The organism is Pseudotabrizicola formosa (assembly GCF_002900965.1).
Classification (GTDB): domain Bacteria; phylum Pseudomonadota; class Alphaproteobacteria; order Rhodobacterales; family Rhodobacteraceae; genus Pseudotabrizicola; species Pseudotabrizicola formosa.
This window is the reverse complement of sequence record NZ_PJOM01000003.1, coordinates 224,627-248,699: the sequence shown is the minus strand read 5'-3', so window position 1 is coordinate 248,699 and position 24,073 is coordinate 224,627. Positions and strand designations below refer to the sequence as shown.

General features: G+C 64.6%; 25 protein-coding genes and 1 tRNA gene. 11 read left to right on the top strand and 15 right to left on the bottom strand.

Annotated elements, in window-relative coordinates; genetic code table 11:
• Positions 1–164: 164 nt before the first annotated feature.
• The 3 genes from CXR43_RS12420 to CXR43_RS12410 all read left to right on the top strand — a co-directional run bounded on the left by CXR43_RS12420 (position 165) and on the right by CXR43_RS12410 (position 2,025).
• The gene (locus CXR43_RS12420; RefSeq protein WP_103334394.1) at positions 165–383 is read left to right on the top strand and encodes a YdcH family protein; all 219 of its coding nucleotides are present in this window, start codon (positions 165–167) and stop codon (positions 381–383) included.
• Positions 384–470: 87 nt separating this feature from the next.
• The gene (purE, locus tag CXR43_RS12415; RefSeq protein WP_103334393.1) at positions 471–956 is read left to right on the top strand and encodes a 5-(carboxyamino)imidazole ribonucleotide mutase; all 486 of its coding nucleotides are present in this window, start codon (positions 471–473) and stop codon (positions 954–956) included.
• Complete coding sequence (locus CXR43_RS12410; RefSeq protein WP_103334392.1) at positions 949–2,025, top strand: 5-(carboxyamino)imidazole ribonucleotide synthase; 1,077 nt, start codon at positions 949–951, stop codon at positions 2,023–2,025. Before purE ends, CXR43_RS12410 begins: the two co-directional genes overlap by 8 nt.
• Positions 2,026–2,200: 175 nt before the next feature.
• On the opposite strand, the gene CXR43_RS12405 is transcribed toward CXR43_RS12410, so the two are convergent.
• Both CXR43_RS12405 and CXR43_RS12400 read right to left on the bottom strand, forming a co-directional pair.
• Positions 2,201–2,605, bottom strand: coding sequence for a DUF4864 domain-containing protein (locus CXR43_RS12405; protein ID WP_103334391.1), 405 nt, complete (start codon positions 2,603–2,605; stop codon positions 2,201–2,203).
• A gap of 106 nt (positions 2,606–2,711) precedes the next feature.
• Complete coding sequence (locus CXR43_RS12400) at positions 2,712–4,295, bottom strand: lysine--tRNA ligase (RefSeq protein ID WP_103334390.1); 1,584 nt, start codon at positions 4,293–4,295, stop codon at positions 2,712–2,714.
• Between the two features lie 111 nt (positions 4,296–4,406).
• On the opposite strand from CXR43_RS12400, the gene CXR43_RS12395 reads away from it, so the two are divergent.
• On the top strand, positions 4,407–4,829 hold the full coding sequence (locus CXR43_RS12395; protein WP_103334389.1) for a tellurite resistance TerB family protein: 423 nt from the start codon (positions 4,407–4,409) through the stop codon (positions 4,827–4,829).
• A gap of 120 nt (positions 4,830–4,949) precedes the next feature.
• Here CXR43_RS12395 and dacB read toward each other — a convergent pair whose 3' ends face one another.
• Complete coding sequence (gene dacB / locus CXR43_RS12390; RefSeq protein ID WP_103334681.1) at positions 4,950–6,434, bottom strand: D-alanyl-D-alanine carboxypeptidase/D-alanyl-D-alanine endopeptidase; 1,485 nt, start codon at positions 6,432–6,434, stop codon at positions 4,950–4,952.
• Between the two features lie 64 nt (positions 6,435–6,498).
• Positions 6,499–7,107 carry a nicotinate-nucleotide adenylyltransferase gene (locus tag CXR43_RS12385; RefSeq protein WP_103334388.1) on the bottom strand — a complete coding sequence of 203 codons (609 nt, stop codon included), beginning with the start codon at positions 7,105–7,107 and terminating at the stop codon, positions 6,499–6,501.
• 127 nt (positions 7,108–7,234) lie between these two features.
• On the opposite strand from CXR43_RS12385, the gene ettA reads away from it, so the two are divergent.
• A complete protein-coding gene (ettA, locus tag CXR43_RS12380; RefSeq protein WP_103334387.1) occupies positions 7,235–8,890 on the top strand; it encodes an energy-dependent translational throttle protein EttA in 1,656 nt (551 codons plus the stop codon).
• A gap of 229 nt (positions 8,891–9,119) precedes the next feature.
• On the opposite strand, the gene CXR43_RS12375 is transcribed toward ettA, so the two are convergent.
• The 5 genes from CXR43_RS12375 to CXR43_RS12355 form a co-directional block, all read right to left on the bottom strand.
• Complete coding sequence (locus tag CXR43_RS12375) at positions 9,120–9,680, bottom strand: REP-associated tyrosine transposase (protein WP_103334386.1); 561 nt, start codon at positions 9,678–9,680, stop codon at positions 9,120–9,122.
• 480 nt (positions 9,681–10,160) lie between these two features.
• Positions 10,161–10,237: transfer RNA gene (locus CXR43_RS12370), tRNA-Arg, on the bottom strand.
• 50 nt (positions 10,238–10,287) lie between these two features.
• Positions 10,288–11,637 (bottom strand): sensor histidine kinase, encoded by a 1,350-nt coding sequence (locus CXR43_RS12365; protein ID WP_103334680.1) that lies wholly within the window; start codon positions 11,635–11,637, stop codon positions 10,288–10,290.
• A 98-nt stretch (positions 11,638–11,735) separates the two neighbouring features.
• Positions 11,736–13,154, bottom strand: a complete 1,419-nt coding sequence (locus tag CXR43_RS12360; protein ID WP_103334385.1) for a dihydrolipoyl dehydrogenase family protein — start codon at positions 13,152–13,154, stop codon at positions 11,736–11,738.
• A gap of 1 nt (position 13,155) precedes the next feature.
• A complete protein-coding gene (locus CXR43_RS12355; RefSeq protein WP_103334384.1) occupies positions 13,156–13,881 on the bottom strand; it encodes a TVP38/TMEM64 family protein in 726 nt (241 codons plus the stop codon).
• Positions 13,882–14,162: 281 nt separating this feature from the next.
• Here CXR43_RS12355 and rpmH point away from each other — a divergent pair, with 281 nt between their 5' ends.
• From rpmH to yidD, 3 genes are read left to right on the top strand one after another with little or no spacing between them, the layout of a single operon-like run.
• Positions 14,163–14,297 carry a 50S ribosomal protein L34 gene (rpmH, locus tag CXR43_RS12350; RefSeq protein WP_100195973.1) on the top strand — a complete coding sequence of 45 codons (135 nt, stop codon included), beginning with the start codon at positions 14,163–14,165 and terminating at the stop codon, positions 14,295–14,297.
• A 42-nt stretch (positions 14,298–14,339) separates the two neighbouring features.
• Positions 14,340–14,753, top strand: coding sequence for a ribonuclease P protein component (rnpA, locus tag CXR43_RS12345; protein WP_103334679.1), 414 nt, complete (start codon positions 14,340–14,342; stop codon positions 14,751–14,753).
• Entirely contained in the window at positions 14,750–15,019 is a 270-nt protein-coding gene (yidD, locus tag CXR43_RS12340; RefSeq protein ID WP_103334383.1) for a membrane protein insertion efficiency factor YidD, read from the top strand. The genes rnpA and yidD overlap by 4 nt, the downstream gene beginning before the upstream one ends.
• Here the strand turns inward: yidD and yihA are convergent.
• From yihA to CXR43_RS12310, 6 genes are all read right to left on the bottom strand, one after another.
• The gene (gene yihA / locus CXR43_RS12335) at positions 14,990–15,643 is read right to left on the bottom strand and encodes a ribosome biogenesis GTP-binding protein YihA/YsxC (protein WP_103334382.1); all 654 of its coding nucleotides are present in this window, start codon (positions 15,641–15,643) and stop codon (positions 14,990–14,992) included. The two genes, yidD and yihA, sit on opposite strands and share 30 nt — an antisense overlap.
• Complete coding sequence (locus CXR43_RS12330) at positions 15,640–16,383, bottom strand: MOSC domain-containing protein (RefSeq protein ID WP_354001014.1); 744 nt, start codon at positions 16,381–16,383, stop codon at positions 15,640–15,642. The genes yihA and CXR43_RS12330 overlap by 4 nt, the downstream gene beginning before the upstream one ends.
• Positions 16,383–18,233 (bottom strand): membrane protein insertase YidC, encoded by a 1,851-nt coding sequence (gene yidC, locus CXR43_RS12325; protein ID WP_103334678.1) that lies wholly within the window; start codon positions 18,231–18,233, stop codon positions 16,383–16,385. The genes CXR43_RS12330 and yidC overlap by 1 nt, the downstream gene beginning before the upstream one ends.
• Before the next feature lie 174 nt (positions 18,234–18,407).
• The gene (locus tag CXR43_RS12320; protein WP_103334677.1) at positions 18,408–19,943 is read right to left on the bottom strand and encodes a putative bifunctional diguanylate cyclase/phosphodiesterase; all 1,536 of its coding nucleotides are present in this window, start codon (positions 19,941–19,943) and stop codon (positions 18,408–18,410) included.
• A 69-nt stretch (positions 19,944–20,012) separates the two neighbouring features.
• Positions 20,013–20,882 (bottom strand): tRNA 2-thiocytidine(32) synthetase TtcA, encoded by an 870-nt coding sequence (gene ttcA / locus CXR43_RS12315; protein ID WP_103334380.1) that lies wholly within the window; start codon positions 20,880–20,882, stop codon positions 20,013–20,015.
• A 94-nt stretch (positions 20,883–20,976) separates the two neighbouring features.
• Positions 20,977–21,708, bottom strand: a complete 732-nt coding sequence (locus CXR43_RS12310) for an SDR family oxidoreductase (RefSeq protein ID WP_103334379.1) — start codon at positions 21,706–21,708, stop codon at positions 20,977–20,979.
• 149 nt (positions 21,709–21,857) lie between these two features.
• Here CXR43_RS12310 and argB point away from each other — a divergent pair, with 149 nt between their 5' ends.
• From argB to CXR43_RS12295, 3 genes are all read left to right on the top strand, one after another.
• Complete coding sequence (gene argB, locus CXR43_RS12305) at positions 21,858–22,736, top strand: acetylglutamate kinase (protein ID WP_435530806.1); 879 nt, start codon at positions 21,858–21,860, stop codon at positions 22,734–22,736.
• A gap of 63 nt (positions 22,737–22,799) precedes the next feature.
• Positions 22,800–23,453 (top strand): ferredoxin, encoded by a 654-nt coding sequence (locus CXR43_RS12300; protein WP_435530801.1) that lies wholly within the window; start codon positions 22,800–22,802, stop codon positions 23,451–23,453.
• Between the two features lie 25 nt (positions 23,454–23,478).
• Positions 23,479–23,982, top strand: a complete 504-nt coding sequence (locus CXR43_RS12295) for a SixA phosphatase family protein (protein ID WP_103334377.1) — start codon at positions 23,479–23,481, stop codon at positions 23,980–23,982.
• Positions 23,983–24,073: the final 91 nt, after the last annotated feature.

Sequence of the window (24,073 nt, the reverse complement as noted above, 5' to 3'; positions counted from 1 at the left end):
GCCCCGGCCCGGCCCTGCGGCCCGGGCCCAGCCCGGGGCCGCCCTAAAATCCATTCCAATCCTGCCATTGTCTTTGCCGTAACGCCAAAGACACCTTATATTCTATCCACAGAATGTGACGCGACTCAGCTCCCCTCCGGCAAGCAACCCAGCAAGCGAGACCCATGAACGCGCCCAGCGAACTCAACTTCGAAGACATGCTCCGCATCCGGCTGGAAGTGCTTCGGCGTGAACATCGGGATCTGGACGAAGCGATCCACGCGCTGGAAGCGACCGGCCGCCCCGATCAGCTGACCCTGCGCCGGTTGAAAAAGCAAAAGCTGTCGCTGAAAGACCAGATGGTGAAGATCGAAGATCAGCTGATCCCCGATATCATCGCCTGATCCGTCCGGCACCGGCCCCCCGACACTTGCCCCCGGCGGCATCCTGTCGTAATCGCGCCAAGGCAGGGATCAATCGGGGGAACGCGCATGGCCGTTGACGTCGGACTCATCATGGGGTCGCAAAGCGACTGGCCCACGATGAAAGAAGCAGCCCTGATCCTTGACGAGCTGGGCATCCGCTATGAAGCCCGGATCGTCAGTGCCCACCGCACGCCCGACCGGCTGTGGTCCTATGGGCGCGAGGCGGCGGGCCGCGGGCTCAAGGTGATCATCGCAGGCGCGGGCGGGGCCGCCCATCTGCCCGGCATGATGGCCAGCAAGACACGGGTGCCGGTGATCGGCGTACCGGTGCAGACCAAGGCCCTGTCGGGGGTGGATAGCCTGTATTCCATCCTGCAGATGCCCAAGGGCTATCCGGTCGCCACCATGGCCATCGGCGCGGCCGGTGCGGCCAATGCCGGGCTGATGGCGGCGGGCATCCTGGCCCTTTCGGATGCCGCTCTGGCAGAGCGGCTGGACGCCTGGCGCGCCGCCCTGTCGGCCAGCATCCCCGAGGAGCCAAAGGATGACTGAACCGCTGCACCCCGGCGCGACCATCGGCATTCTGGGCGGCGGCCAACTGGGCCGCATGCTGTCGGTCGCCGCCAGCCGCCTCGGCTTTCACTGCCACATCTATGAACCCGGGGCCGCCCCGCCCGCAGGCCATGTCGCCGCCCGCGTCACCACCGCGCCCTATGACGACCTCGCCGCCCTGCGCGCCTTCGCGCAAAGCGTGGATGTCATCACCTATGAATTTGAAAACGTGCCCACCGCCTCGCTCGACGCGCTCGAGGCGATCCGCCCGATCCGCCCCAACCGCCGCGCTTTGGCCGTGTCGCAAGAGCGTATCGCGGAAAAGGATTTCCTCACCGGCCTTGGCCTTGCCACCGCCCCCTATGCCCGGGTGACCGACGGGGAGACGCTGCAGGAGGCCATCGCCCGGATCGGCACCCCGGCCATCCTGAAAACCACCCGCCTGGGCTATGATGGCAAAGGCCAGGCGCGGATCATGGCACCGGAAGACGCCGCCGCCGCATGGGCCGCGATGAACGGGGCAGAGTCGGTGCTGGAAGGCTTCATCGACTTCAGCCATGAGGTTTCGGTCATCGCAGCCCGCGGCCTCGACGGTTCGGTCGCCTGCTATGACCCGGGCGAGAATGTGCACCGCAATGGTATCCTGCACAGCACTACCCTGCCCGCCCGCCTGTCGCCCAGCCAGCGCAGCGACGCGGTGCTGATCGCCGCCCGCATCCTGAACGCGCTCGATTACGTCGGCGTGCTGGGGGTCGAGCTCTTCGTGACCCCGCGCGGCCTGATCGTCAACGAGATCGCCCCCCGCGTGCACAACTCCGGCCACTGGACCCAGGCCGGCTGCGCGGTCGACCAGTTCGAACAGCACATCCGCGCCATCACCGGCTGGCCCCTCGGCGATGGCACCCGCTATGCCGATGTGGTGATGGAAAACCTCATCGGTGCCGATGTGGACAAGATCCCCGCCCTCGCCCGCGACCGGAACACGCAGATCCACCTCTACGGCAAGGCCGAGGTCAAGCCCGGCCGCAAGATGGGCCACATCAACCGCGTGATCCGCGGCCTGACCTGAGCCCAGGGGCCGCCCAAGGGGGCATCGAGCCCCCCTGGGCGGCATTGCCATGGGATCGTTCTGATATCCCTGAGCTGCGGAGAGGTTGGAGCCTCCGGCGGGGATATTTAAGAACAGGTAAGGAGCCTTTTCAATCTTTGACTATTCCGGGGGTCCGGGGGCAGAGCGACCGGCGCTATGCCCCCACGCCCAGTTGCGGCAGCAATTGCACGCCGTTGATCTGCCAGCCCTCCGCCGTCTCGACCATCTGGTAGTCGAGCAAATGGGTGCGGCCTTGCTGGTCGGTGATCATCACCCTTTGCCACAGGTTGCCCGCCACCTCGCGCAGCTCCAGCATCCTGACCTCACCGGACCGGTGCACCATCGGATAGCCCTGGCGCACCATCATGCCGAAATTATCCGCTGTGCCGAACAGGCTCTTGATGGTCGGGCTGGCGAAGCTGAAGGCGGTGGCGAAATCATCCTGCCCCAGCGCGGTGAGCTGGTTGCGGATGGTGGTCTGGATCGGCTCTTCCTGCGCAGCGGCGGGCAGGGTGGCCGCAAGAACGGCAGTCACGAAAGCGGCGGTCAGCAGGCGCATGGCTGTGATCCTTGTCCGAAACATCCCCGCACAAAAGGATAGACCGGGCGCAGGCCCGGTCAATGCCATGGGGTGAGCTTTGTCTCAGGCCCTCGTCAGGCCCTTGTCAGGCCGTCACAAATGCGCCTGCCAGCCCCCGGTCGATCAGCGCGATGCTTTCCGGCACACCATAAAGCGCGATGAAGCCCCCAAACCGCGGGCCATCCGACGCGCCCAGCAGCACCTCGTAGAGCGCCTTGAACCAGTCGCGCAGCGGCTCGAACCCATGGTCCTTGCCGACAGCGAAGACCATGCTCTGCAAGGCATCGGCATCCGCCCCACCGTCCCAGGCGGCCAGCCGGTCGCGCAGATCCTTCATTGCCGCCCGCTCGCGGTCATCGGGCAGGCGGAACACCCGGTTGGGGGCGATCTTGTCGGCAAAGTAGCGCACGGCATAGCCTGCGGCGGCATCCAGATCGGGGTGGGTCTCGGGCGAGGCGTCTGGCGCATAGGCGCGGATATAGCCCCACAACCCCTTGGCATCCTTGGCCCCAGCCACGGAAGCCAGGTTCAGCAGCATCGAGAACGGCACCACCATCCGCGACCCGGGCGGCTGGCCGCCATGGATGTGCCAGACCGGGTTGTTCACGCGGCTCTCCACATCCTGATCGCCATAAGCCCGCAGCTGTTGATGATACTCATCCACCGCGCGCGGGATCACGTCGAAATGCATCCGCTTGGCGGTTTTCGGCTTTTGATACATGAAATAAGACAGCGATTCCGTCGCCGCATAGGTCAGCCATTCATCGATCGTCAGGCCATTGCCCTTGGATTTGCTGATCTTCTGCCCCTGATCGTCAAGGAACAGCTCATAGGTCATGTGGTTGGGTTTGCGGCCGCCCAGAACCTCGCAGATGCCGTCATAGATCGGGGTATTGGTGGAATGGTCCTTGCCATACATCTCGAAATCCACCCCCAGCGCCGCCCAGCGCGCGCCGAAATCGGGTTTCCACTGCAGCTTGACGTGGCCCCCCGTCACCGGCAGGGTCCATTCCCGCCCGTCCTCATCGTCAAAGGTGATCTCGCCCCGCACGGCATCGACATGCTTCATCGGCACATAGAGCACGCGGCCGGTTTCCGGATGGATCGGCAGGAAGGCGGAATAGGTCTGCTGCCGCTCTTCGCGCAAGCTTTTCAGCATGATCGCCATGATCGCCTCATAGCGTTCCGCGCACAACCGCAGCGTGTCATCAAACCGGCCCGATTTGTAGAACTCGGTCGCGCTGATGAACTCATACTCGAAGCCGAACGTATCCAGAAACCGGCGCAGCATGGCATTGTTATGATGCCCGAAACTTTCATATTCGCCGTAAGGGTCGGGGACGCTGGTGAGCGGCTTTTGCATGTGCTGGCGCAGCATGTCCTGCTGCGGCACGTTTTCCGGCACCTTGCGCATGCCGTCCACATCGTCGGAAAAGCAGATCAGCCGCGTCGGAATGTCGCTGATCACCTCAAACGCGCGGCGGATCATCGTGGTCCGCGCCACCTCGCCAAAGGTGCCGATATGGGGCAGGCCCGATGGGCCATAGCCGGTCTCGAACAGCACATACCCCTTCTCGGGGGCCTGTTTTTCATAGCGTTTCAGGATGGCGCGCGCCTCTTCAAAGGGCCAGGCCTTCGATTTCATCGCCGCATCACGCAAAGCAGACATTGCTTACATCCTTGAACCGCCCCCACGCCCCATGCGCGGGGAAGCCCCTTCCTCTATTGCCCCAACCCCGGCGCGTCAATATTGTGCGCCCGATTGCAAAAGGATTGCGCCATGCCCGATACCCCCCCATCCCTGTCTGCGCCCGATGCGCTTGTCGCCGTGATGGTGGCCGTGTCGGCGGCGGATGAACAAATGCGCACCTCGGAACTGGTCGCCATCCAGCGCATGGTCAATCACATGCCGGTGTTTGCCGGCTATGACAGTGACCGCATCCGCACGGTCAGCCAGACGGTCTATGACCTGTTTGAAGAGGAAGACGGGCTGGATGCGCTGTTCGGCCTGATCCGCGATGCCTTGCCCGAACGCCTGCGCGAAACCGCCTATGCCCTGGCCTGCGATGTGGTGGCGGCAGACGGCCGCCTGCCCGATATGGAGCTGCGGATGCTCGAAGAGGTGCGCGAAGAACTGGCGATTGACCGCCTGCACGCCGCCGCCATCGAATGGGGCGCCCGGGTGCGGCACATGAAGGCCTGAGCGACGCCGCGCAGGCCGACACGCTTTGCGCGCCGCATCCACCATCCGTAGGGCGGGGTTCACCCCGCCTTGCCCCTCAAAAAAGGCGGGGTGAACCCCGCCCTACCGCTCGCACCGCTCTCAGCTGTAAGTCTGCGACCAGCGCGCCAGCAACTGCCATTGCAGGCTGCGCGCCCGCGCCAGCCAGGCCGCGCCCCCTGCCGGGGCCTCGCGTTCTGCCTCGGGCAGGGCATCGCGGCGGGCAGTGTCGCCCAGGAAGATCGCAAAGACCAGCTCTTTGCCCTGCGGGTCGAGGATATGCCCCGACAGGGCCGAGACGAAATTCAGCGTCCCGCTTTTCGCCGTCACCCGCACCGGGGAATTGGCGATCTCGCGCCCCTTCGCATCGCGCAGCCCCAGATCGCGCAGCAAGGGCTGCACCCCCGCACCCGCCTGCCCCGCCGCTCGCATGATCCGCGCCATATCCAACGCGGTCACGCGCGAGGCCGACCCCAGCCCTGAATGATCGACAAAGCGGCAGCCGACCCCATAGGTCGCCGCCGCCCAGTCCGACATCGCCGCAGCCGAGGCCGCAAGATCCGCCGCGCCCGAGGCCCGCAGGCCCAGCGCCTCGGCGGTGATATTGGTGGAAAACCGCAGCATGTCGCGCAAGATCGTGGTCAGCGGCGCGCTGTCCACCGACGCAAGCTCCTGCCCGTCCGGCGCGCCCTGCAGCGCTTGCGGCTCCGGCAGGGTCACCCCTTGTGCCCGGGCCAGCGTGTGGAACACCTCGCCGACATAGACCGCAGGCCGCCGCACCGGCAGCCAGCGACTGCCGCCCTTGCCCAGCGCGCCTGCGGCCACGGTCCATTGCTCTGCCGCGCCCGCCGCCTCATAGGTGAACACCGGGGCCTCGCGCGCCACCACCTGCATCCGCGCCATCTTCACCGCGGGCACAAAGCGGTTGCCCCGCGCATCCATCGCCGTGGCCCAGCCGTCACTGGCCCGCTTCCATTCGAAATGCACCCGGTTGAAATTCAGGTTCAACCCGCTGATCGAGGGGTTATAGCCCACCTGCACCGGCTGTTCGGCGCTGATCTGCGCCACCGGCGGCAAGGCCCGGTCCCAGGTCAGGAAGCGCCCGGTCACCGCCGTCACGCCCCGCGCCGCCAGCGCCGCCGCCAGATCGCCCAGCTGATCGGTCTGCAAGGTCGGATCACCCGCCCCCGCCAGCACCAGATCGCCCTGCACCACGCCCTCTACCACCGGCCCCGTCGCCAGCACCCTTGTGCGGAAGCGGAACTCCGGCCCCAGCCGGTCCAGCGCATAAAGCGCCGTGACCGACTTGGCCACGCTCGCGGGCGGCATCGGGGCCTCTGGCTCGCGCTGTTCCAGCACGGTGCCGGTCGCGGCCTCCATCACCACATAGCTGGCCACCGCCGCATCCCCCAGCCGCGCATCGGCGATCAGCACCTCGGCCGAGGTGGCAGGCAGGCTGGCGACCGGCACGCCGCGCGGCATCGGCCGCACCGACCGGGCCGGCGCATCGGCCAGCACCGGCCAGGCCACCCCCGCCGCCAGGCCGCCCAGCGCCCCGCCCAAGATCTGCCGCCGTGAAATCATCATCGCCCCATCCGCTGCCCCGCTCACCCTAGGCGATGCGCCCGCCCGCAATCAACCGCCCGCCCGTTCACGTTCCCGCGCCGCGCCACGCGCCCCGCGCCCGGATCTCGCTGCTGCTGGCATCCATCATCGGCAGGTTGATGAAGGCCCAGACCGGGGGCTGCCGTCGCCCGCCAAGCCATTCCCCCCGGTCCAGCTGCTCGGCCCGGAACGCCTGCGCCGCACGGCTCAACCGCGCCTTCACCCCTGCCCCGGGCCGCGCCAGCACCGCCACTGGCACCACGCGCAGAATATCGCGCCACCGGTCCCAGCGGTGAAACTGCACCAGATTATCCGCCCCCATCAGCCAGACAAAGCGCACCCCCGGATAGATCGCCTGCAACCGCACCACAGTCTCATAGGTGTAGCGCGTGCCCAGCCGCGCCTCCAGATCGGTGATCTTCACCCGCGGATGCCGCATCACCGCCCGCCCGCGCGCGATCCGCTCCGCCATCGGCGCCGGCTGCCGCGCCTTCAGCGGATTGCCGGGTGTGACCAGCCACCACACCTGATCCAACCCCAGCCGCTTCATCGCCTCCCGCGTGATATGGGCATGCCCCTCATGCGCCGGGTCAAACGACCCGCCCAAGAGCCCCACCACCATCCCGCGCGCCGCCATCGGAAACCCGACCCGCATCCATAGCCCCCCATTTGGCGGGCCAAACTGCCCCTGCCGCGTTGCCCTTGTCCAGCAATATCGCTACATCAGGGGCAACCCAAGAACACAAGCGCGCACCCGCCGCCCCGCAGACCGGAGAGTACACATGGCCAGCTATCAATATGTCTATCACATGGAAGGCGTTTCCAAAACCTACCCCGGTGGCAAGAAATGCTTTGAAAACATTCACCTGAACTTCCTGCCCGGCGTCAAGATCGGCGTTGTCGGCGTCAACGGCGCAGGCAAATCCACGCTGCTGAAGATCATGGCCGGCATGGACAAGGATTTCAAAGGCGAGGCCTGGGCCGCCAAGGGGGCCAAGGTCGGCTACCTTGCGCAGGAACCCTATCTCGACCCCGCGCTGACCGTGAAGCAAAACGTCATGCTCGGCGTCGCCAAGCAGACCGCCATTCTGGAGCGCTACAACGAACTGGCGATGAACTACTCGGACGAAACCGCGGATGAGATGGCCGCCCTGCAAGACCAGATCGACGCCGGCAACCTGTGGGAGTTGGAAGCCACCGTCGGCGTGGCCATGGACGCGCTGCGCTGCCCGCCCGATGACGCCAATGTCGAAGACCTGTCCGGGGGGGAGCGTCGCCGCGTGGCGCTCTGCAAGCTGCTACTGGAAGCGCCCGACATGCTGCTCTTGGACGAACCGACCAACCACCTTGACGCCGAATCGATCGCCTGGCTGCAAAAGCACCTGATCGCCTACAAGGGCACCATCCTGATCGTCACCCACGACCGCTACTTCCTCGACGACATCACCTCCTGGATTCTCGAACTCGATCGCGGCCGCGGCATCCCGTATGAGGGCAACTATTCCGCCTGGCTCGATCAGAAGGCCAAGCGGATGCAGCAGGAAGCGCGCGAGGATAAATCCAAGCAAAAGGCGCTGGAAAAGGAACTGGAGTGGATCCGCTCCGGGGCCAAGGCCCGTCAGGCCAAGGGCAAGGCCCGCCTGTCGCGCTACAACGAAATGGCCAGCCAGACCGTCACCGAACGCGCCTCCACCGCGCAGATCATCATTCCCAACGGCGAACGCCTGGGCAACAAGGTGATCGAGGTTGTGGGCCTGAAAAAGGCCATGGGCGACAAGCTGCTGATCGAGGATCTGACCTTCACCATCCCGCCAGGCGCCATCGTCGGCGTCATCGGCCCCAACGGGGCCGGCAAATCCACCCTGTTCCGCATGCTGACCGGGCAGGAACAGCCCGATGAAGGCACCGTCACGCTGGGCGACACGGTGAAACTCTCCTACGTCGATCAGTCGCGCGACGCGCTCGACCCCAACAAGAACGTCTGGGAGGAAATCTCGGGCGGGTCGGAAATCATCCAGCTCGGCGACATGCAGATGAACAGCCGCGTCTACACCGGGGCCTTCAACTTCAAGGGCACCGACCAGCAGAAGAAAGTCGGCCTGTTGTCGGGCGGCGAACGCAACCGCGTCCACATGGCCAAGCTGCTCCGTTCCGGCGGCAACGTGCTGCTGCTCGACGAGCCGACCAACGATCTGGATGTGGAAACCCTGCAGGCGCTTGAATCGGCCATCGAAGACTTCGCCGGCTGCGCCGTGATCATCAGCCACGACCGCTTCTTCCTCGACCGCCTCTGCACCCATATGCTGGCCTTTGAAGGCGACGCGCATGTGGAATGGTTCGAAGGCAACTTCCAGGCCTATGAAGAAGACAAGATCCGCCGCCTTGGCCCGGATGCGCTGGAGCCGAAGCGGGTGAAGTACAAGCGGTTCAGCCGGTGAACGTGTAGGGCGGGGTTCACCCCGCCTTTCTTTCGACCACCCGGTGGTGGCGGGGTGAACCCCGCCCTACACCAAACTCAACCGGATATTCCGGTGGCGCGTCGAATGCGCCGAATCGACGGGCTGCTGTACCAATCCGCGCTTCAAGGCTTTTCCGTAGGGCGGGGTTCACCCCGCCACTCCGGCACCAACCGCCACACGCACCTCCATCGGCGGGGTGAACCCCGCCCTACTCCCCGAACTCCCCCACCTCGCACGATCCGCCCCAATCCGGCGCCACCAACCCCACCCGGATATCCCTGTGGATCGACGAGTGCGGCCAGTCGACGGGCCGCGCAACCAAACCATGCTTTACCGGATCGCCCCAACAATACCGGACATGGGCAGCGTAATCCGCCTCATCGCGGATATGGTGTTCCCAAAACCTCGGTTGCCAGAGCCCAACCTCTCCCTTGCGCCGTAGGGCGGGGTTCACCCCGCCATTCCTGCGACCCACCGGGGGCGGCGGGGTGAACCCCGCCCTACGCATCCCCATCGAGAAACGCGCCTTGATCGCCCCCCACCTCACCCCAAAATCCCCGTCCCCCACAGGCAGCTGCCACACGCAATGCAGATGGTCCGGCAGCACCACCCAGGCCTCGATCCCGAAGGGTCGTTCCGCCCGGGTCTGCGCCACTGCCTGGCGCAACCTGCCCACTTCGCGCAGCAGCAGGTCACTGCCACGCACAGCAAGGCACAGGGTGAAAAACACCCGCGCACCGGTCACTCTGGGGCGCTGATACTGCGGCATGCCATCAGTCTGACAGGACGTGCTTAACGACGCGTTACCGCCCCGGCGTTGCGCACAGCTGTCATGACCAAAGCCATACGCCGGCCATACGCCCGCCAGACGCGTCGCATACCTGAAAAACGCCACACTTTCAGACTCTTGTCACGCCCAGATCCCAGCGCGGAACCATGCCGCGGCTTTGCGCGTTGCTCCCCCAGACCCAAGGAAAGGACCCTCCATGAAAGGCGCATTGGCCTGGCTGATCGGCATTCCGATCCCGATCATCATCATCTTGTACCTGATCGACGTGTTCTGATCGGGCCGCAACCGGCCCGAAGGCGGCACCGCCGCCGGACGCCCCCCGCCTTGCCCGAGGCGGGGGGTTTTCGCATTTCCGGGCCCGCTCCGCCGTTAAAATCTGGTAAATTCCGCAAGGCCAAGCCTTTGAAAACAAAGGACACGCAAGCCTGTAACACAAGGGGAAGCCGATCAGGAGAGGAATGGTGAACCCGGAGCGATTCGAACGCCCGACCCTCAGATTCGTAGTCTGATGCTCTATCCAGCTGAGCTACGGGTCCACTATGAGGGCGGATTTAGCGACCCCCGCCGGGGTTTGCAAGGGCAAAAGTCACCGGAAGGGCAGACTGTTTTCCGAAACCTGCTTGGGCAGGTGAATCAGGAACTGCGTGCCCTCGGCATCGCTGCGCGCCAGCTCCAGCCGCCCGCCATGCCCCCGCACCAGCTCGGCCGAGATCGCCAGCCCAAGCCCCGCCCCGCCCTTGCGCGCGCCGCCCTGGAACGCCGCAAACAAATGCTCGCGGGCCTTGGCCGGCAGCCCCGGCCCGGTATCCCCGACCCGCAGCCGCCATTCACTCTCATCCTCGGCGGCAGAGACTTCCACCACCCCGCCTTGCCCCACAGCCTCCATCGCCTGCCGCGCGTTGCGCACCAGATTGGATAGCACCCGGTACAGCTGTTCACTGTCCGCGCGCAGGGTAAAGCCTGCCGGAATGTCAATCAGCGCGGTGACCTGGCTTTCGCCCAGCAGACCTTCGGCCTCGACCACTTCTTCGACCAGGGGGCGCAGCGGCAGCCGTTCCAGCCGCGGCGGCGGCTCTTCGGCCTTGCCAAAGGCCAGGGTCGACTCGCACAGGCTGACCGCACGACTGATGGACCCCACCAGCTTGGGGGCCGCACGGGCCACCATCGGGTCGGCGCTGCCCTCGATCCGGTCGGCGAAAAGTTGCGCAGTTGTCAGGATGTTGCGCAGATCATGGCTGATCTTGGCCACAGCACCCCCCAGTTGCGCCAGCCGCTCCTTCTGGCGCAACGCCCCTGTCAGCTGCTTTTGCATGCTTTCCAGCGCATCCTCGGCGGCGCGCAGCTCCACCACCGGCGATGTCGGCGCAATCACCCGGCGGGCGTCTTCGGGGGCCTCGGCATAGGCTTGCATATGGCGCACCACCCGCTGGATCGGGGTCACGATCATCCGCTGCACCGAGATGAACAGCAAAACCGCCGTCACCGCAGAGATTAGCACCGACAGCACCAGAATGCGCAACCCGTATTCCACCATGGCGGCCCGCAGGGGCCCGGTCTCCATCGTGACCTCGATCAGCAGGCCCGCCTGTTGCACCGGATTGCCGATCACCCGTATCACCCGGTTCACCGGATCGCGCATCACCACGAAAGCATCGCGGATCAGTTCCCAGGGGCCAGACATGCGCAGATCGTAGGTCCCTGATATCGCGGCCGGAATCGGCGATGACAGCGCCAGCTGCCGCACTTCGTCACGCCGCAACACCACGTTGAACACGCCCGCATTCACCAGCAGCTCTGCTTCCAGATCGGGGGCAATCACCTCATCGGTGGTCAACAGGGCCAGCGAGGCAATCTGCGCCTTTTCCAGCCGCAACAACAGATAATCGGCCCGGAACCGCGCGATGGACGGCACAAGGATCAGCACTTCGGCCAGCATGACAAAGGCAACCGTCAGCAGCAGGAACCGCCCCGAGAGCGTCTTGAAAAACCCGCCGCGCGCCGCCTTCACCCTGCTTCATCCTCCTGCCAGCCGGCTCAGGGCAAAATCTTCTGCACCAGCCGCACGAACCCCTTGAGCATAGGATTATCAAAGAGTTTGGGGGAAAAATAGGCTCCTGCCGCGCGTTTCGAGATTTCGCCCAAAGTCGGGTAAGGGGCCACCATTCCCGCGATGGCAGAAAGTTTCGCGCGCGAAGCAATGGCAAAGGCCCAAAGCCCGATCAGCTCGCCCGCCTGCAGCCCCACGATCGACGCCCCAACCGGGCGGCCCTTGACCACCATCACCTTCAGCAGGCCCTTGGGCTTGCCCTCGGCCTGGGCGCGGTCGTTATGGGCAAACGCCTGCCGCAGCACCGTCACCGCGCTGCCATGGGCCTTGCGCGCCTCGGCTTCGGTCAGGCCCACCTGCGCCAGTTCCGGGTCGGTATAGGTCACCCAGGGGATGTGGCGGGTGGTGGATTTCGCCGGCAGGCCCAGCACGATCTGCCGGACCACGACGCCGGCATGATAGCCCGCCACATGGGTGAATTGCAGCCCCCCCGCCGCATCCCCGACCGCATAGACCCGGCGGTTGGAGCTGCGCAGATCGGCCCCAACTGTCACCCCCTTGCGGTCATGTTTCACGCCCGCAGCCTCAAGGTTCAACCCTTCCAGATGCACCTTCCGCCCCACCGCCAGCAACAGATGCGTGCCCTGCACACTGCGCCCGTCCTTGAGTGCCAAGGTGATGTCCCCCGCCTGGCCGGACAGCCCGGTCACCTCTGCGCCTTCCAGAATCTCCACCCCCTCGGCCCGCAGGTTTTCCAAGACGATGGCCGCCATCTCGGGGTCGTCGCGGCCAAAGGCCCGGCCACCCTCGATGACCGTGACCTGGCACCCCAGACGGCGATGCGCCTGCGCCATTTCCATCCCGATCGGGCCACCGCCGATGATCAGCAGATGGCCCGGCCGGTCGCGCAGAGCAAAGATCGTTTCATTCGTCAGGGAGGGCACCGAGTCGAGGCCCGGAATCGGTGGCACCAGTGGCCGGCTGCCAGTGGCGATGACAAAGCGGCGCGCCTTGATCAGATATTCCCCCGCCGCCACCTCATCCGGCCCGGTAAAGCGGGCCCAGTCGCGGATGACGCGCACACCCAGCCCCTCGAACCGCTCTTGGCTGTCCACCGGGGCGATGGTTTCAATGACGCTCGCCACGTGGTCCTTGACCGCAGCGAAATCGACCTCCGGCTCTGTGGGCGTGATGCCAAAGCGCGCGCCGTCACGCATGGCCTGCGCCGCCTTGGCCGCCGCGATCAGCGCCTTTGAGGGGATGCAGCCCGCGTTCAGGCAATCGCCGCCCATCTCGCCGCCCTCGATCAACACCACGCGCGCGCCCATCTGCACCGCTCCGGCTGCGATGGACAAGCCGCCCGAGCCCGCGCCGATGATGCAGATGTCGGTTGTGATCCGGTTCATCTCAGACCCCCTTTTGAAAACGTTTCAGCACGATAGGCACCGCTGACAACGCCGCCAGCCCCAGAATCGGTCCAAGGATATGCGGTGCAAAAAGGATCGACAGATCGGGGGTCTCGCCGCGGGCAAATACCTCTCCCAGACCAGCACCCACGGAGGTGAATACGAACGTCCCCGGAATGATCCCCAGAAAGGTGGTCACCGTGAAGCGCAACAGCGATGTACCAACAAAGGCGGGCAGCAGATTGGCGATGAAGAACGGTACCGCAGGCACCAGTCGCATGATCAGCAGTGCCGACCATTCGTTGTCGCGCAACCCCTGTTGCAACCGCGCCGCTGCGCCGCCGCGTTCGGTGATCTTTGCCGCCACATCAGCCCCGAACCCGGCCCGCGCCGCCAGAAACACAGCCGCCGCGCCAAGGGTGGCCCCGCCAACATTATAAACCACGCCCGGAAACAGCCCGAACAGAAAGCCCCCCGTCAGCGTGGCAATCGTTGCCCCCGGCAGGCTGAAGGCCACGATGACGACATAGGCTGCGACAAAGCCAAGGCTGGCCAGGGCCAAATTGCTGTCCCGAAACGCCAGCAAAGAGTCGCGGTGCCGGGCCAGAGCCTCAAAGCTGATCTGATCGCGCAGCAAGACCGCCCCCAGCACCGCCACGCCAAGGATGACAAGAAAGGGCAGGCGTTTCAGCCATGGATTGGCGGCGTCTTTGGCAGGGGGGGGCATGGCATCCTCATTCTGGGTTACAGGGTCTGTTACGCGAACCGACCGGAACTTGTTTCCGCAAAGCCCAAATGCGTCAGCCCCATCACGCCGCCTTGATCAAGGGGTCAGGGTTTGACACAGGATCGGCCCTGCACCCCCCAGTGCAAGCAGATCTGCGATTGTTGTGCAAATTCCGGCGACGTTGCGTTGACTTGGGGCGCAAGCCTGCGTAAAGGACGGGCTTCAAGTTCCCTGCCCTCGAATCCTTGAGGTTCGGGCAAGCCGTCTGATGGAGAGCCGCGATGAAGCGCACATACCAACCGTCCAACCTGGTCCGCAAGCGCCGCCATGGTTTCCGCGCCCGCATGGCCACCAAAGGTGGTCGTCTGGTGCTGGCTGCCCGCCGCGCCAAGGGCCGTCACAAGCTGTCCGCATAAGGTTTCCGGCCCCGGTCAGGGCCGCTTATGAACAGGCAAGACATGACGCCGCCGGAGGAAATGGGCCAAGGCATAACTGCCGAAGCGCCCGTTGCGCCACCGGCGGTTTCCTTTTGCATCACCACCATGCGCCACCGCCCCGAATTTCTGCGCACCGCTTCGGCGCGCAGGCAGGGGGCCGGTGGCTTTCTGGTGCAGGCGCGGTTTCGGGGTGATGACAAGCCGGGCGTGCAGGTCGGCTTTACCGCTTCCAAGAAAATCGGCAATGCGGTGTTTCGTAACCGTGCCAAACGCCGGCTGCGCGAAGTGGCGCGTGCCGTGCTGCCGCATCTGGCGCAACCCGGATGGGATTATGTGCTGGTGGCGCGCCCCGGTGTCACGGTGGACCGCCCTTTTGCCCAGCTGGTGATCGATCTGGAAACCGCACTGCGCGCCATCCACGGCCCCCGTGCATGACCCCGCTGGCGCAGCTGTTGGCCCTGCCGGTGCGCGCCTATCGTCTGCTGCTGTCGCCTTGGGTCGGCCATGGCTGCCGCTTCCAGCCCACCTGTTCGGCCTATGCGTTGGACGCTTTGCAGCGCCATGGTGGCCTCAGGGGCGGTTGTCTGACAGTCAACCGCCTGTGCCGCTGCCACCCCTGGGGCGGCCATGGCTATGACCCGGTGCCAGGCGCGGACCCCGCCCATGACGCCTCACTCCAGCGTGGCGATGATCGCACGTAGGGTCTCGATCCCCTCACCCTTTTCCGAACTGGTCACCACGATTTCCGGGTAGGCCGCCGGGTGTTTGGTCAAAGACGCCTGCACCTGCGCAATCGTCTCTTCCCGTGTCGCAGCATTCACCTTGTCGGCCTTGGTCAAGACCACCTGAAACGTCACGGCAGACTTGTCCAGCAGCGACAGGATCTCCTGGTCCACCGCCTTGACCCCGTGCCGCATGTCCACCAGCACAAAGGCCCGGCGCAGCGTCTGGCGGCCCTGCAGGTAGGACCGCAGCAACGCCTGCCATTTCTCGACCACCGCCAGCGGGGCCTCGGCATAGCCATAGCCGGGAAGGTCGACCATGTAGCGCTGATCGCCAAGCGCGAAATAGTTGATCTCTTGCGTGCGCCCCGGCGTGTTCGACGCGCGCGCCAGCGTCTTGCGCCCGGTCAGCGCGTTGATCAGGCTGGATTTGCCGACGTTGGAGCGTCCGGCAAAACACACCTCGACCCTGTCGGCAGGCGGCAGGCCAGACATCGCGACCACGCCTTTGACAAAATCGACCGGCCCGGCAAACAGCAGGCGGCCCTTTTCGCGCGGTTCGATCTCCGGCAGGTCCGCAAGGGGAAAGCGTTCAGCGCTCATAGCACCTCCACTGGGTCACCAATCGCGATGGGACCGGATTTGATGACCAAAGCATAGGTGCCAAAGTCCTGATGGCCAAACGCCGCCCGCAATGCGCCAAGAGTGTCAGCATCTTCTGCCCCGGTGTCGGGATTGACGGTGGTGGCCTTGCAGCGGGTGATCCGCTCCTCGATACGAACCTGTGCCCCGCCGATGCGCAGGGTACGGCCCATCAGATCCCATTCGGCCCAAGGCTCCAACCCGTCCACCCAAAGATTGCCACGCCAGCGATGGATGGACAGATCCTGCCCCATCCGCGCGCCCAGATCGGCGTTGGAGGCAGCGTTGAGCACCGCCAGGAACGGTTGGGGCACGTCGGTCATCGCTTGCCCGGGCACATGATCCACACGCACCGGCGCGGGCTTGTCGGCGGGCCACAGCGGGCGCAGCCACTCCAGCAGCCGATCCCCGTCAGTGTCGGGCGCGACCGTGATCTCGCCGGCCACCGGATGGGTCAGTGTTACCCGGCGCGCGCCCTCATCCAGCACGGCGCGAATGGCCATCAGCTCCGGCCCCGCCACGCCGCGCAGAAAGTTCATCTTGTGAACCCATTCGCTCAGCGCGCCGACCTTGGCCGCGTCATGAAGCACCGCCCATTCCCGGTCAAACGGCAAAACGCGCCCCTCTGTCAGGGACGCGCTTGCCAGTTCCTCAAAGCCGATGGATTTGATCGGGTGGCGGCAGATCTGGGCCAGCCGCATCATTTCTTCTTCGGCTTCGCGCTCTTGTCAGCCACCGGAACAACCGCGGGCTTCTTCTTGAAACCCGATTTGATGTTGCCAAACAGATCCGGCTTGTGCCCGTGGCTGCGCATGATGGCGTATTGCTGAACGAAAGTGATCACGTTGTTGGTGATCCAGTACACCACCAACCCGCTGGCAAAGCCACCCAGCATGAACATGAAGACCCAAGGCATCCAGGCAAAGATCATCTGCTGGGTCGGATCGGTGGGGGCTGGATTCAGCTTTTGCTGCAACCACATCGAGATGCCCAAGAGGATCGGCAGGATGCCAATGAAGATCAGCGCCAGGATCGTCCCCGGCTCGGGCGCGGCCCAGGGAAGCAGACCGAAGAGGTTGAAGATCGACGAGGTATCCGGCGCCGACAGATCCTGCAGCCAGCCAAAGAACGGCGCATGACGCAGTTCGATGGTGACGAAGATCACCTTGTACAGCGCAAAGAAGATCGGAATCTGGATCAGGATCGGCAGGCAGCCCGCGGCCGGGTTCACCTTCTTGTCCTTGTACAGCTTCATCATCTCGCGCTGCATCATCTGCTTGTCGTCACCCGCACGCTCTTTGAGCGCCTCCATCTCGGGCTGCAGCTCTTTCATCCGCGCCATGCTGACATAGGATTTGTAGGCCAGCGGCAACACCAGCAGCTTGAGGATGAAGGTCAGCCCGATGATCGCCAGACCCATGTTGCCGATATTGGCGTTGAGCCAGTGCAGAACGGCAAAGATCGGCTTGGTCAGGAAAAAGAACCAGCCCCAGTCAATCGTGTCGATGAACCCCGGAATCGGCTGGCCCGCACCCTCTACCGCACCTTCGTTCTGATAGGCGCGCAGGGTTTCCCACCGCTTGGCACCGGCAAACAGGCGCTGCGTCGAGGTGACCGTCTCACCCGGCGCAACAGCAACCACCGGCTGGCGCGTTTCGGTCTGGTAAATATCGGCCTGGGGCACGTATTTGGTGACCGACGTAAAGGGCGTGCCCTGCTCCGGCACCAGAACCGTCATCCAGTATTTGTCGGTGAACCCGACATAACCATCGGTCTGCGCCTCGACCACCGTTGCCTGCGCACCTTCGCGCGCCACCAGCGGCAGGTCAGCCACATCGTCATAATCGGTCTCGGTCAGCTGGCCATCGGCACGGGCCACAACGCCTTCATGGCTGACAAAGAAGTTCTCAAGGTTGGTGGGTTTTCCGTGACGGGCGACGATGCCATAGGGAAACAGCCGCGCCTCTGCCGTGCCGGTGTTCTGCACGCTCTCGGTCACCGTGAACATGAAATGCTGATCCACCGCGATTTCACGGGTGAAGCTCAGGCCATTGCCATTGTCCCAGCGCAGGGTGACCGGCTGCCCGGGCGACAGCGTGCCACCGCCGGCAGGTGTCCATTCGGTATTGGCACCGGGAACATCCTCAAATCCCAGCGCTCCGGCAGGGCCCCAGCCGAACAGCGCATAATAGGCATTTGCCTGCCCCACCGGCGCAAGCAGGCGCACGATGCCAGAGTCGTCATCCAGCGTCTGCTGATAGGCCTTCAGCTCCAGATCGTCGATCCGTCCGCCCAGCAGCGAGATCGAGCCGGTCAGCTCGGGCGTGTCGATGGTCAGCCGCGGGGCTTCAGCGGCCGGGGCAGCGCCATCTGCGGTGGCCGTTGCCGCTGGCTGCGACGCTGCGGGGGGCGTGGTGCCATCCACCGCGGTCACTGCCGGCGCGTTCGGGTCAATCACCGGTTCGGGCGGTGGAAACAGCACGAACCAGACCATGATGACCACGAAGGACAGCACAGTTGCGAGGATGAGGTTCTTGTTTTGATCGTCCATCGGGACTTCCGCCGCCATTGTTCAGGTCAGCGGTCGTTCAACAGAAGGGGGCGGGAAAGGTCAAGCGGTTTTCCTGTTTGGCCATCAGTATTGATCCCGCTGGACCGCCGTTGGCGCAGTGCGCACAACCGTGACAAAGCCCTGTGGCGCCCTCCCCCTTGTGCCGCCTGGTGGTCACCCCCTTTGCCCGAACGGCATCGCATGCTGCCGCGCCAGTTCATGCCAGGCGATCCAGTCAAAGGTTTCCTCCATCGCCATCGGACGGGCAATGCCGAACCCCTGAACATGCCCGCACCCCAGTTGCGCCACAGTCACATGCTCTCCGGGCGTTTCGACCCCTTCGGCGACCGTTTCCAACCCCAGATGCTCACACAGCGACAAAATCGCCGCGACCATGCGCTTCTGATCCGGGTCGGTGTCGCATCGGGTGACAAAGCAGCGGTCAACCTTGATCCGCCGGACGGCAAAACGCCGGATGTTGACGATGGACGCCTGCCCGGTGCCGAAATCATCCAGATCAATACCGCAGCCCAGTTCGGCGATCCGCGCCAGATTGTGCACGATCACATCATCGTCAGACCGCGCCGCCACGGTTTCGAGCACTTCGACCGTCAGCCGTTCCGGCATCAGCGCGAAGCGGTCCAGCGCCCAGAGGAGCCGGTCAGGCAGGCGCGGATTGCGCAATTCGGCCCCGGAAAAGTTGACCGTAACCCGCGCGATGCTATGGCCGGCCTTGTCCCACCGGGTCAGGGCTGACAGCGCCCCATGAAGGATCAGCTCCCCCAAACGCTCTGACAGGCCGGTCTCCTCGGCAAGCGGCAGAAACTCTGACGGTGGAATGCCCCCGCGTTCCGGGTGGTGCCAGCGGGCCAAAGCTTCAAACCCAGTGATTTCACCGGTGTCGGTGGACAGCTGAGGCTGAAAAAAGGGGCAGATCTGCCCCTTGTCCAAGGCTTCTTCCAATCCCGCGCGCAAATCTGCCCGGTCGGCACGACGCTGGGCCAGTTCCGGTTGAAAGGCGCGCATTGCGCCGGGACCATGGCGCAGCGCCTCCTCCGCCGCGGTCCGGGCGGCATCCAGCAGCGGCGCGCCCAGCACGCCCGGTGCCCGGTCAGCCAGACAAAATCCCACCGATAGCGATGGATGCACGGTCAAATCATCAATGACCAGCGGGGCCGTGACCGCTGCCTGCAGACGCGCAGCCATCTGCACAGCGCTTTCCAGATCAAACCGTCGCATCGGCGCAAGGCTGACGGCAAAGCCGTTGCCGGGCAGCGCTGCCACCACATCGCCGTCACGCAAGGCCCGGCCCAGCCGTTCGCCTGTGCGCGACATCGCCCGGTCAAGCGCAAGCCGCCCAGTGCGGCCCGCAAGCCCGGTCAGGTCATCAAACATCAGCACAAAGCAGACGGTCGTCCTGCCCTGCGCCATGCCGCCCTCAAGCACACGATCCAGATTGGCCACAAACCACGTTTCGTTGGCCAGCGCTTCAGGTCGGCCGCCATCCGCAGGCGGGGCCACCCCGCGCCTGCGGTTGACGATCAGGGCAAAACCCGCGGTGGCAGCGATCGCGCCGGCCAGAAATCCCGCCGCGCCGCCAAGCCAGACCGCCAGGACTGCCGTGGCAGGCAACAGGATCACCCCAAGCCTCTTGGACTGTTTGCACAGCAGCGCCCCGACCGCAGATGTTTTGAACGCAATTCGGTGCATGCCCGCCCCCCGGACGCGGAGGCCCATCCTCCTGGCCGGCAAACCTAGAACGAGGGGGTATCGGAACCCTTAATCCGCATCCCGCAGGTGAGGAGGATTTTCTGCATCGGCCCGCATGGTCTGCATCAGTCCCGCAAAGTCGAACAGGCCGGGGTCGGCAAGATGCGACGGACGTACATTCATCAGAGCGCGGAACATCACCTGCCGTCGACCGGGCACCCGTGCCTCCCACTCATCCAGCAGCTTTTTCACCTGTGCGCGCTGCAAGCCCTCCTGGCTGCCACACAGGTCACATGGGATGATCGGATAGCCCATGGCCCGGGCAAACCGGTCACAATCCGCTTCGGCCACAAAGGCCAGCGGCCGGGCGACAAACAGATCGCCATCTTCATTGAGCAGGCGCGGCGGCATCGAGGCCAGGCGGCCGCCATGGAACAGATTCATGAAAAAGGTCTCGAGAATATCATCGCGGTGATGGCCCAGAACCACTGTCGAGCACCCTTCCTCGCGCGCGATACGGTACAGGTTGCCGCGCCGAAGCCGCGAACACAGGCTGCACATCGTGCCCCCCGGTTTGATCTTGTCGATCACGACCGAATAGGTGTCCTGATACTCGATCCGATGGTCTACCCCCATGCGGGTCAGAAACTCGGGCAGCACGGTGGCGGGAAAGCCGGGTTGGCCCTGATCGAGGTTGCAGGCCAGCAGATCCACCGGCAGCAGGCCGCGCCATTTCAACTCCTGCAAGACAGCGAGCAGTGTGTAACTGTCCTTGCCACCCGACAGGCAGACAAGCCACCGCTCACCTGGCTTTGCCATGCCATAGGTGTCAATCGCCTCGCGCGCTTGCTGCACCAGCCGTTTGCGCAGCTTGCGAAACTCCAGCCCTTTGGGCGCGCCGTGAAACAGCGGGTGAATGTCGTCGGCGTCATCAAGCATTGGAACCTCCGCGGGGATGCCCGGATATGCGGGTCGGGGACGCGCGCGTCAAGCGGTGCTGCCTGTGCCGCCCGCAAACGCAGGCCGCGGCCGGTCAGACATGCTGCGCGCCGTTCACCTCGATTTCGGCGCCCGAAATGTAGCTGGACTGGTCGGAACACAAAAACCAGATCACATCCGCCACCTCTTTTGGCTGCCCCAGCCGCTGCATCGGCAGCTTTTCCACAATCTTGTCGGTGCCCGGCGAGAGAATGGCGGTTTCCACCTCACCCGGCGCAATCGCATTGACCCGCACCCCCAAGGGCCCGAAATCATGCGCCATCTCGCGCGTCAGCGCGGCAAGTGCCGCCTTGGACGTGGCATAGGCCGCCCCTGCGAACGGATGCACCTTGACCCCGGCAATCGAGGTCACGTTGACCACCGATCCCTTGGCCGCCGCCAGCTCATCCTTCAGGCCGCGCGCCATGATCACCGAGGCAAAGAAATTGACGTGAAACACTTGCCCCCAGGTACGCAGATCGGTGTCCAGCGTGTTCAACCGGGCACCATCCGGACCCTTCGGGCTGATCCCGGCATTGTTGACCAGCGCATCCAGACGGCCGTTGATCCTGCTCTTGATCGTCTCGATCGCCGCGATGGTCTTGTTCGGGTCAGCCAGATCGATCTGGATATGGTTGTCCTCGCCCCCCGGCCAAGGGCAACGCGGATCGAACGGCTGGCGCGAACAGGTCAGCACGCGCCAACCCTCGGCTGAAAACCGCTTGACCGTGGCATGGCCTATCCCACGCGATGCCCCTGTCAGGACGATGGTTTTCTGCTCGGTCATGACCTACTCCTTGAGCCTGGCCAAACCCTACGCTTATGGTCGGAAAAGACAAGCCAGACCCGAGAGCGGACACTGTGCTTGGCAGGCTGCGGCAAAGGGTTTACCAACCACCCCAACCCGGAGGCCCCATGAAACAGCAGACCCTGACCATGCAAGATGCCCTGAACACCGCCAAGATGCTCTCTGAGGCCCTGCCTTACCTGCAACGCTATGCCGACTCGGTTGTCGTGGTGAAGTTCGGCGGCAATGCCATGGGCGACGATGCCGCCATGGCGGAATTTGCCCGCGACATTGTGTTGATGCGTCAGGTGGGCGTGAACCCGGTCGTCGTGCATGGCGGCGGGCCGATGATCAATGACATGCTGAACAAGCTGGGCATCACCTCCGAATTTGTGCGCGGCAAACGGGTGACCGACAAGGCCACGGTGCAGGTGGTGGAAATGATCCTGTCGGGTCTGGTGAACAAACGGATCGTGCAGGCGATCATGGATGCCGGGGGCCGCGCGGTGGGCATTTCCGGCAAGGACGACGATCTGATGGTATGCGAGGCAGATGATCCCGAGCTGGGCTTCGTCGGCCGCCCGGTCGAGATGAACGTGCAGGTGCTGCGCGATCTGTACAAGGCCGGTATCATCCCGGTGATTGCCCCCGTGGGAACCGGGATGGCGGATAACGAGACGTTCAACGTCAACGGAGACACGGCGGCCGGGGCAATTGCCGGCGCTTTGCAGGCTGACCGGCTTTTGCTTCTGACCGATGTGGCCGGTGTCAAGAACGCGGCCGGAGAGGTGATGACCCAGATCACCCCCGATGAAATTCGCCAGATGACGCGCGATGGGGTGATCTCGGGCGGGATGATCCCCAAGACCGAAACCGCGCTGCTGGCGATTGAACAGGGCACGCGGGCAGTGACCATTCTGGATGGCCGCATTCCAAATGCCTGCCTGCTGGAACTGTTCACCGACCATGGTGCGGGCAGCCAGATCCGATCGACCGAACCGCGGGTGAAACCGCTGGTGCGGCGGTGATCTGACCACGGCTTTCGGGGCCAAGGGCAGAGCCTCCGTCTGGCGGTTTTGGGAAGGGTGCAAATGGCAGAGCTGAGCCTCGACCGTCTGAACGCGCTGCTGGAGCCCCAGTTTCTGGAGGTGCTGGGTGCGTTTGACTGCACGCATGAGACAAGCTTTCCGACCTGGGCGCGCACAGTGGTGCTGCTGGGCCCGCGTGAGCCGGGGTTCTGGCCACATCTGAAGGCACAGCCGGAATGGGGCGGGGATGATCCGGTCGACCACTGGTCGCGGCGGGTGATCGGGCGGCTGGCCTGCGATCTGGGGGGCAAGGCGCGCTTTCCCTTTGGGGGCCCGCCGTATCATCCGTTCTATCAATGGGCGTTGCGGACGGGGCGTCTCTGGGCCAGCCCGGTGAGGCTGCTGGTGCATGGGACGCAAGGATTGATGGTCAGCATCCGGGGGGCCCTGGTTCTGCGTGACAGGCTGGAGCTGCCCCCTCCAGCCAAACCTTGCGACGGCTGCGCCCAACCTTGCGTGACGGCCTGCCCCGTTGGCGCTTTGGGCGCGCATGGGTATGACGTGGCCGCCTGCCACGCCTTTTTGAACCAGCCTGAGGGCGCGGACTGTCTGTCGGGGGGCTGCCGGGTTCGCCGTGCTTGCCCGGTGTCGCAAGGCTATGCAAGACTTGCAGAACAGTCGGCCTATCACATGGGCCGATTCCACAGGGCGGGGTAACCGTCTGTATCGGGGGGAGAGTGGAATGAAGCGCCTGATCTTGACGCGGCATGCGAAATCGAGCTGGGACGATCCTTTGACTCCAGACCATGACCGGCCGCTGAACGAACGCGGGCGGGGGGCGGCGGCGGATCTGGGGCAATGGCTGGCCAGCCGGGGGTATGTGCCCGGGCAGGTTCTGTGCTCGGATGCGGCGCGGACCCGCAAGACCTGGGAGGGAATTGCGCCCGCCCTGCCCGCCACGCCAGTTCTGGAACTCAAGCCGTCGCTCTATCATGCCGGGCCGGATGTGATGCTGGCGGTGCTGCGCCACGCGTCTGCCGATACGGTGATGATGATCGGGCATAACCCCGGGATTGCGGAATTTGCGGCCCGGCTGGTGGCGCATGCCCCGGTCAATCCGGAATTTGCCCGCTATCCGACCGGCGCGACGCTGGTGGTGGATTTTGTGGCGGACTCCTGGGAGGATGTCGGTCTTGGCCAAGGGGTGGTGGATGATTTCATCGTTCCGCGGGAGATCATGGCCTGAGGCTCCGCGGGCTTCCCCCTGTGTTACAGGGTGTAAAATGTAGCAAAATCAATAGGTTGACCTTCTGATCTTCATGAAATCTTAACGATTG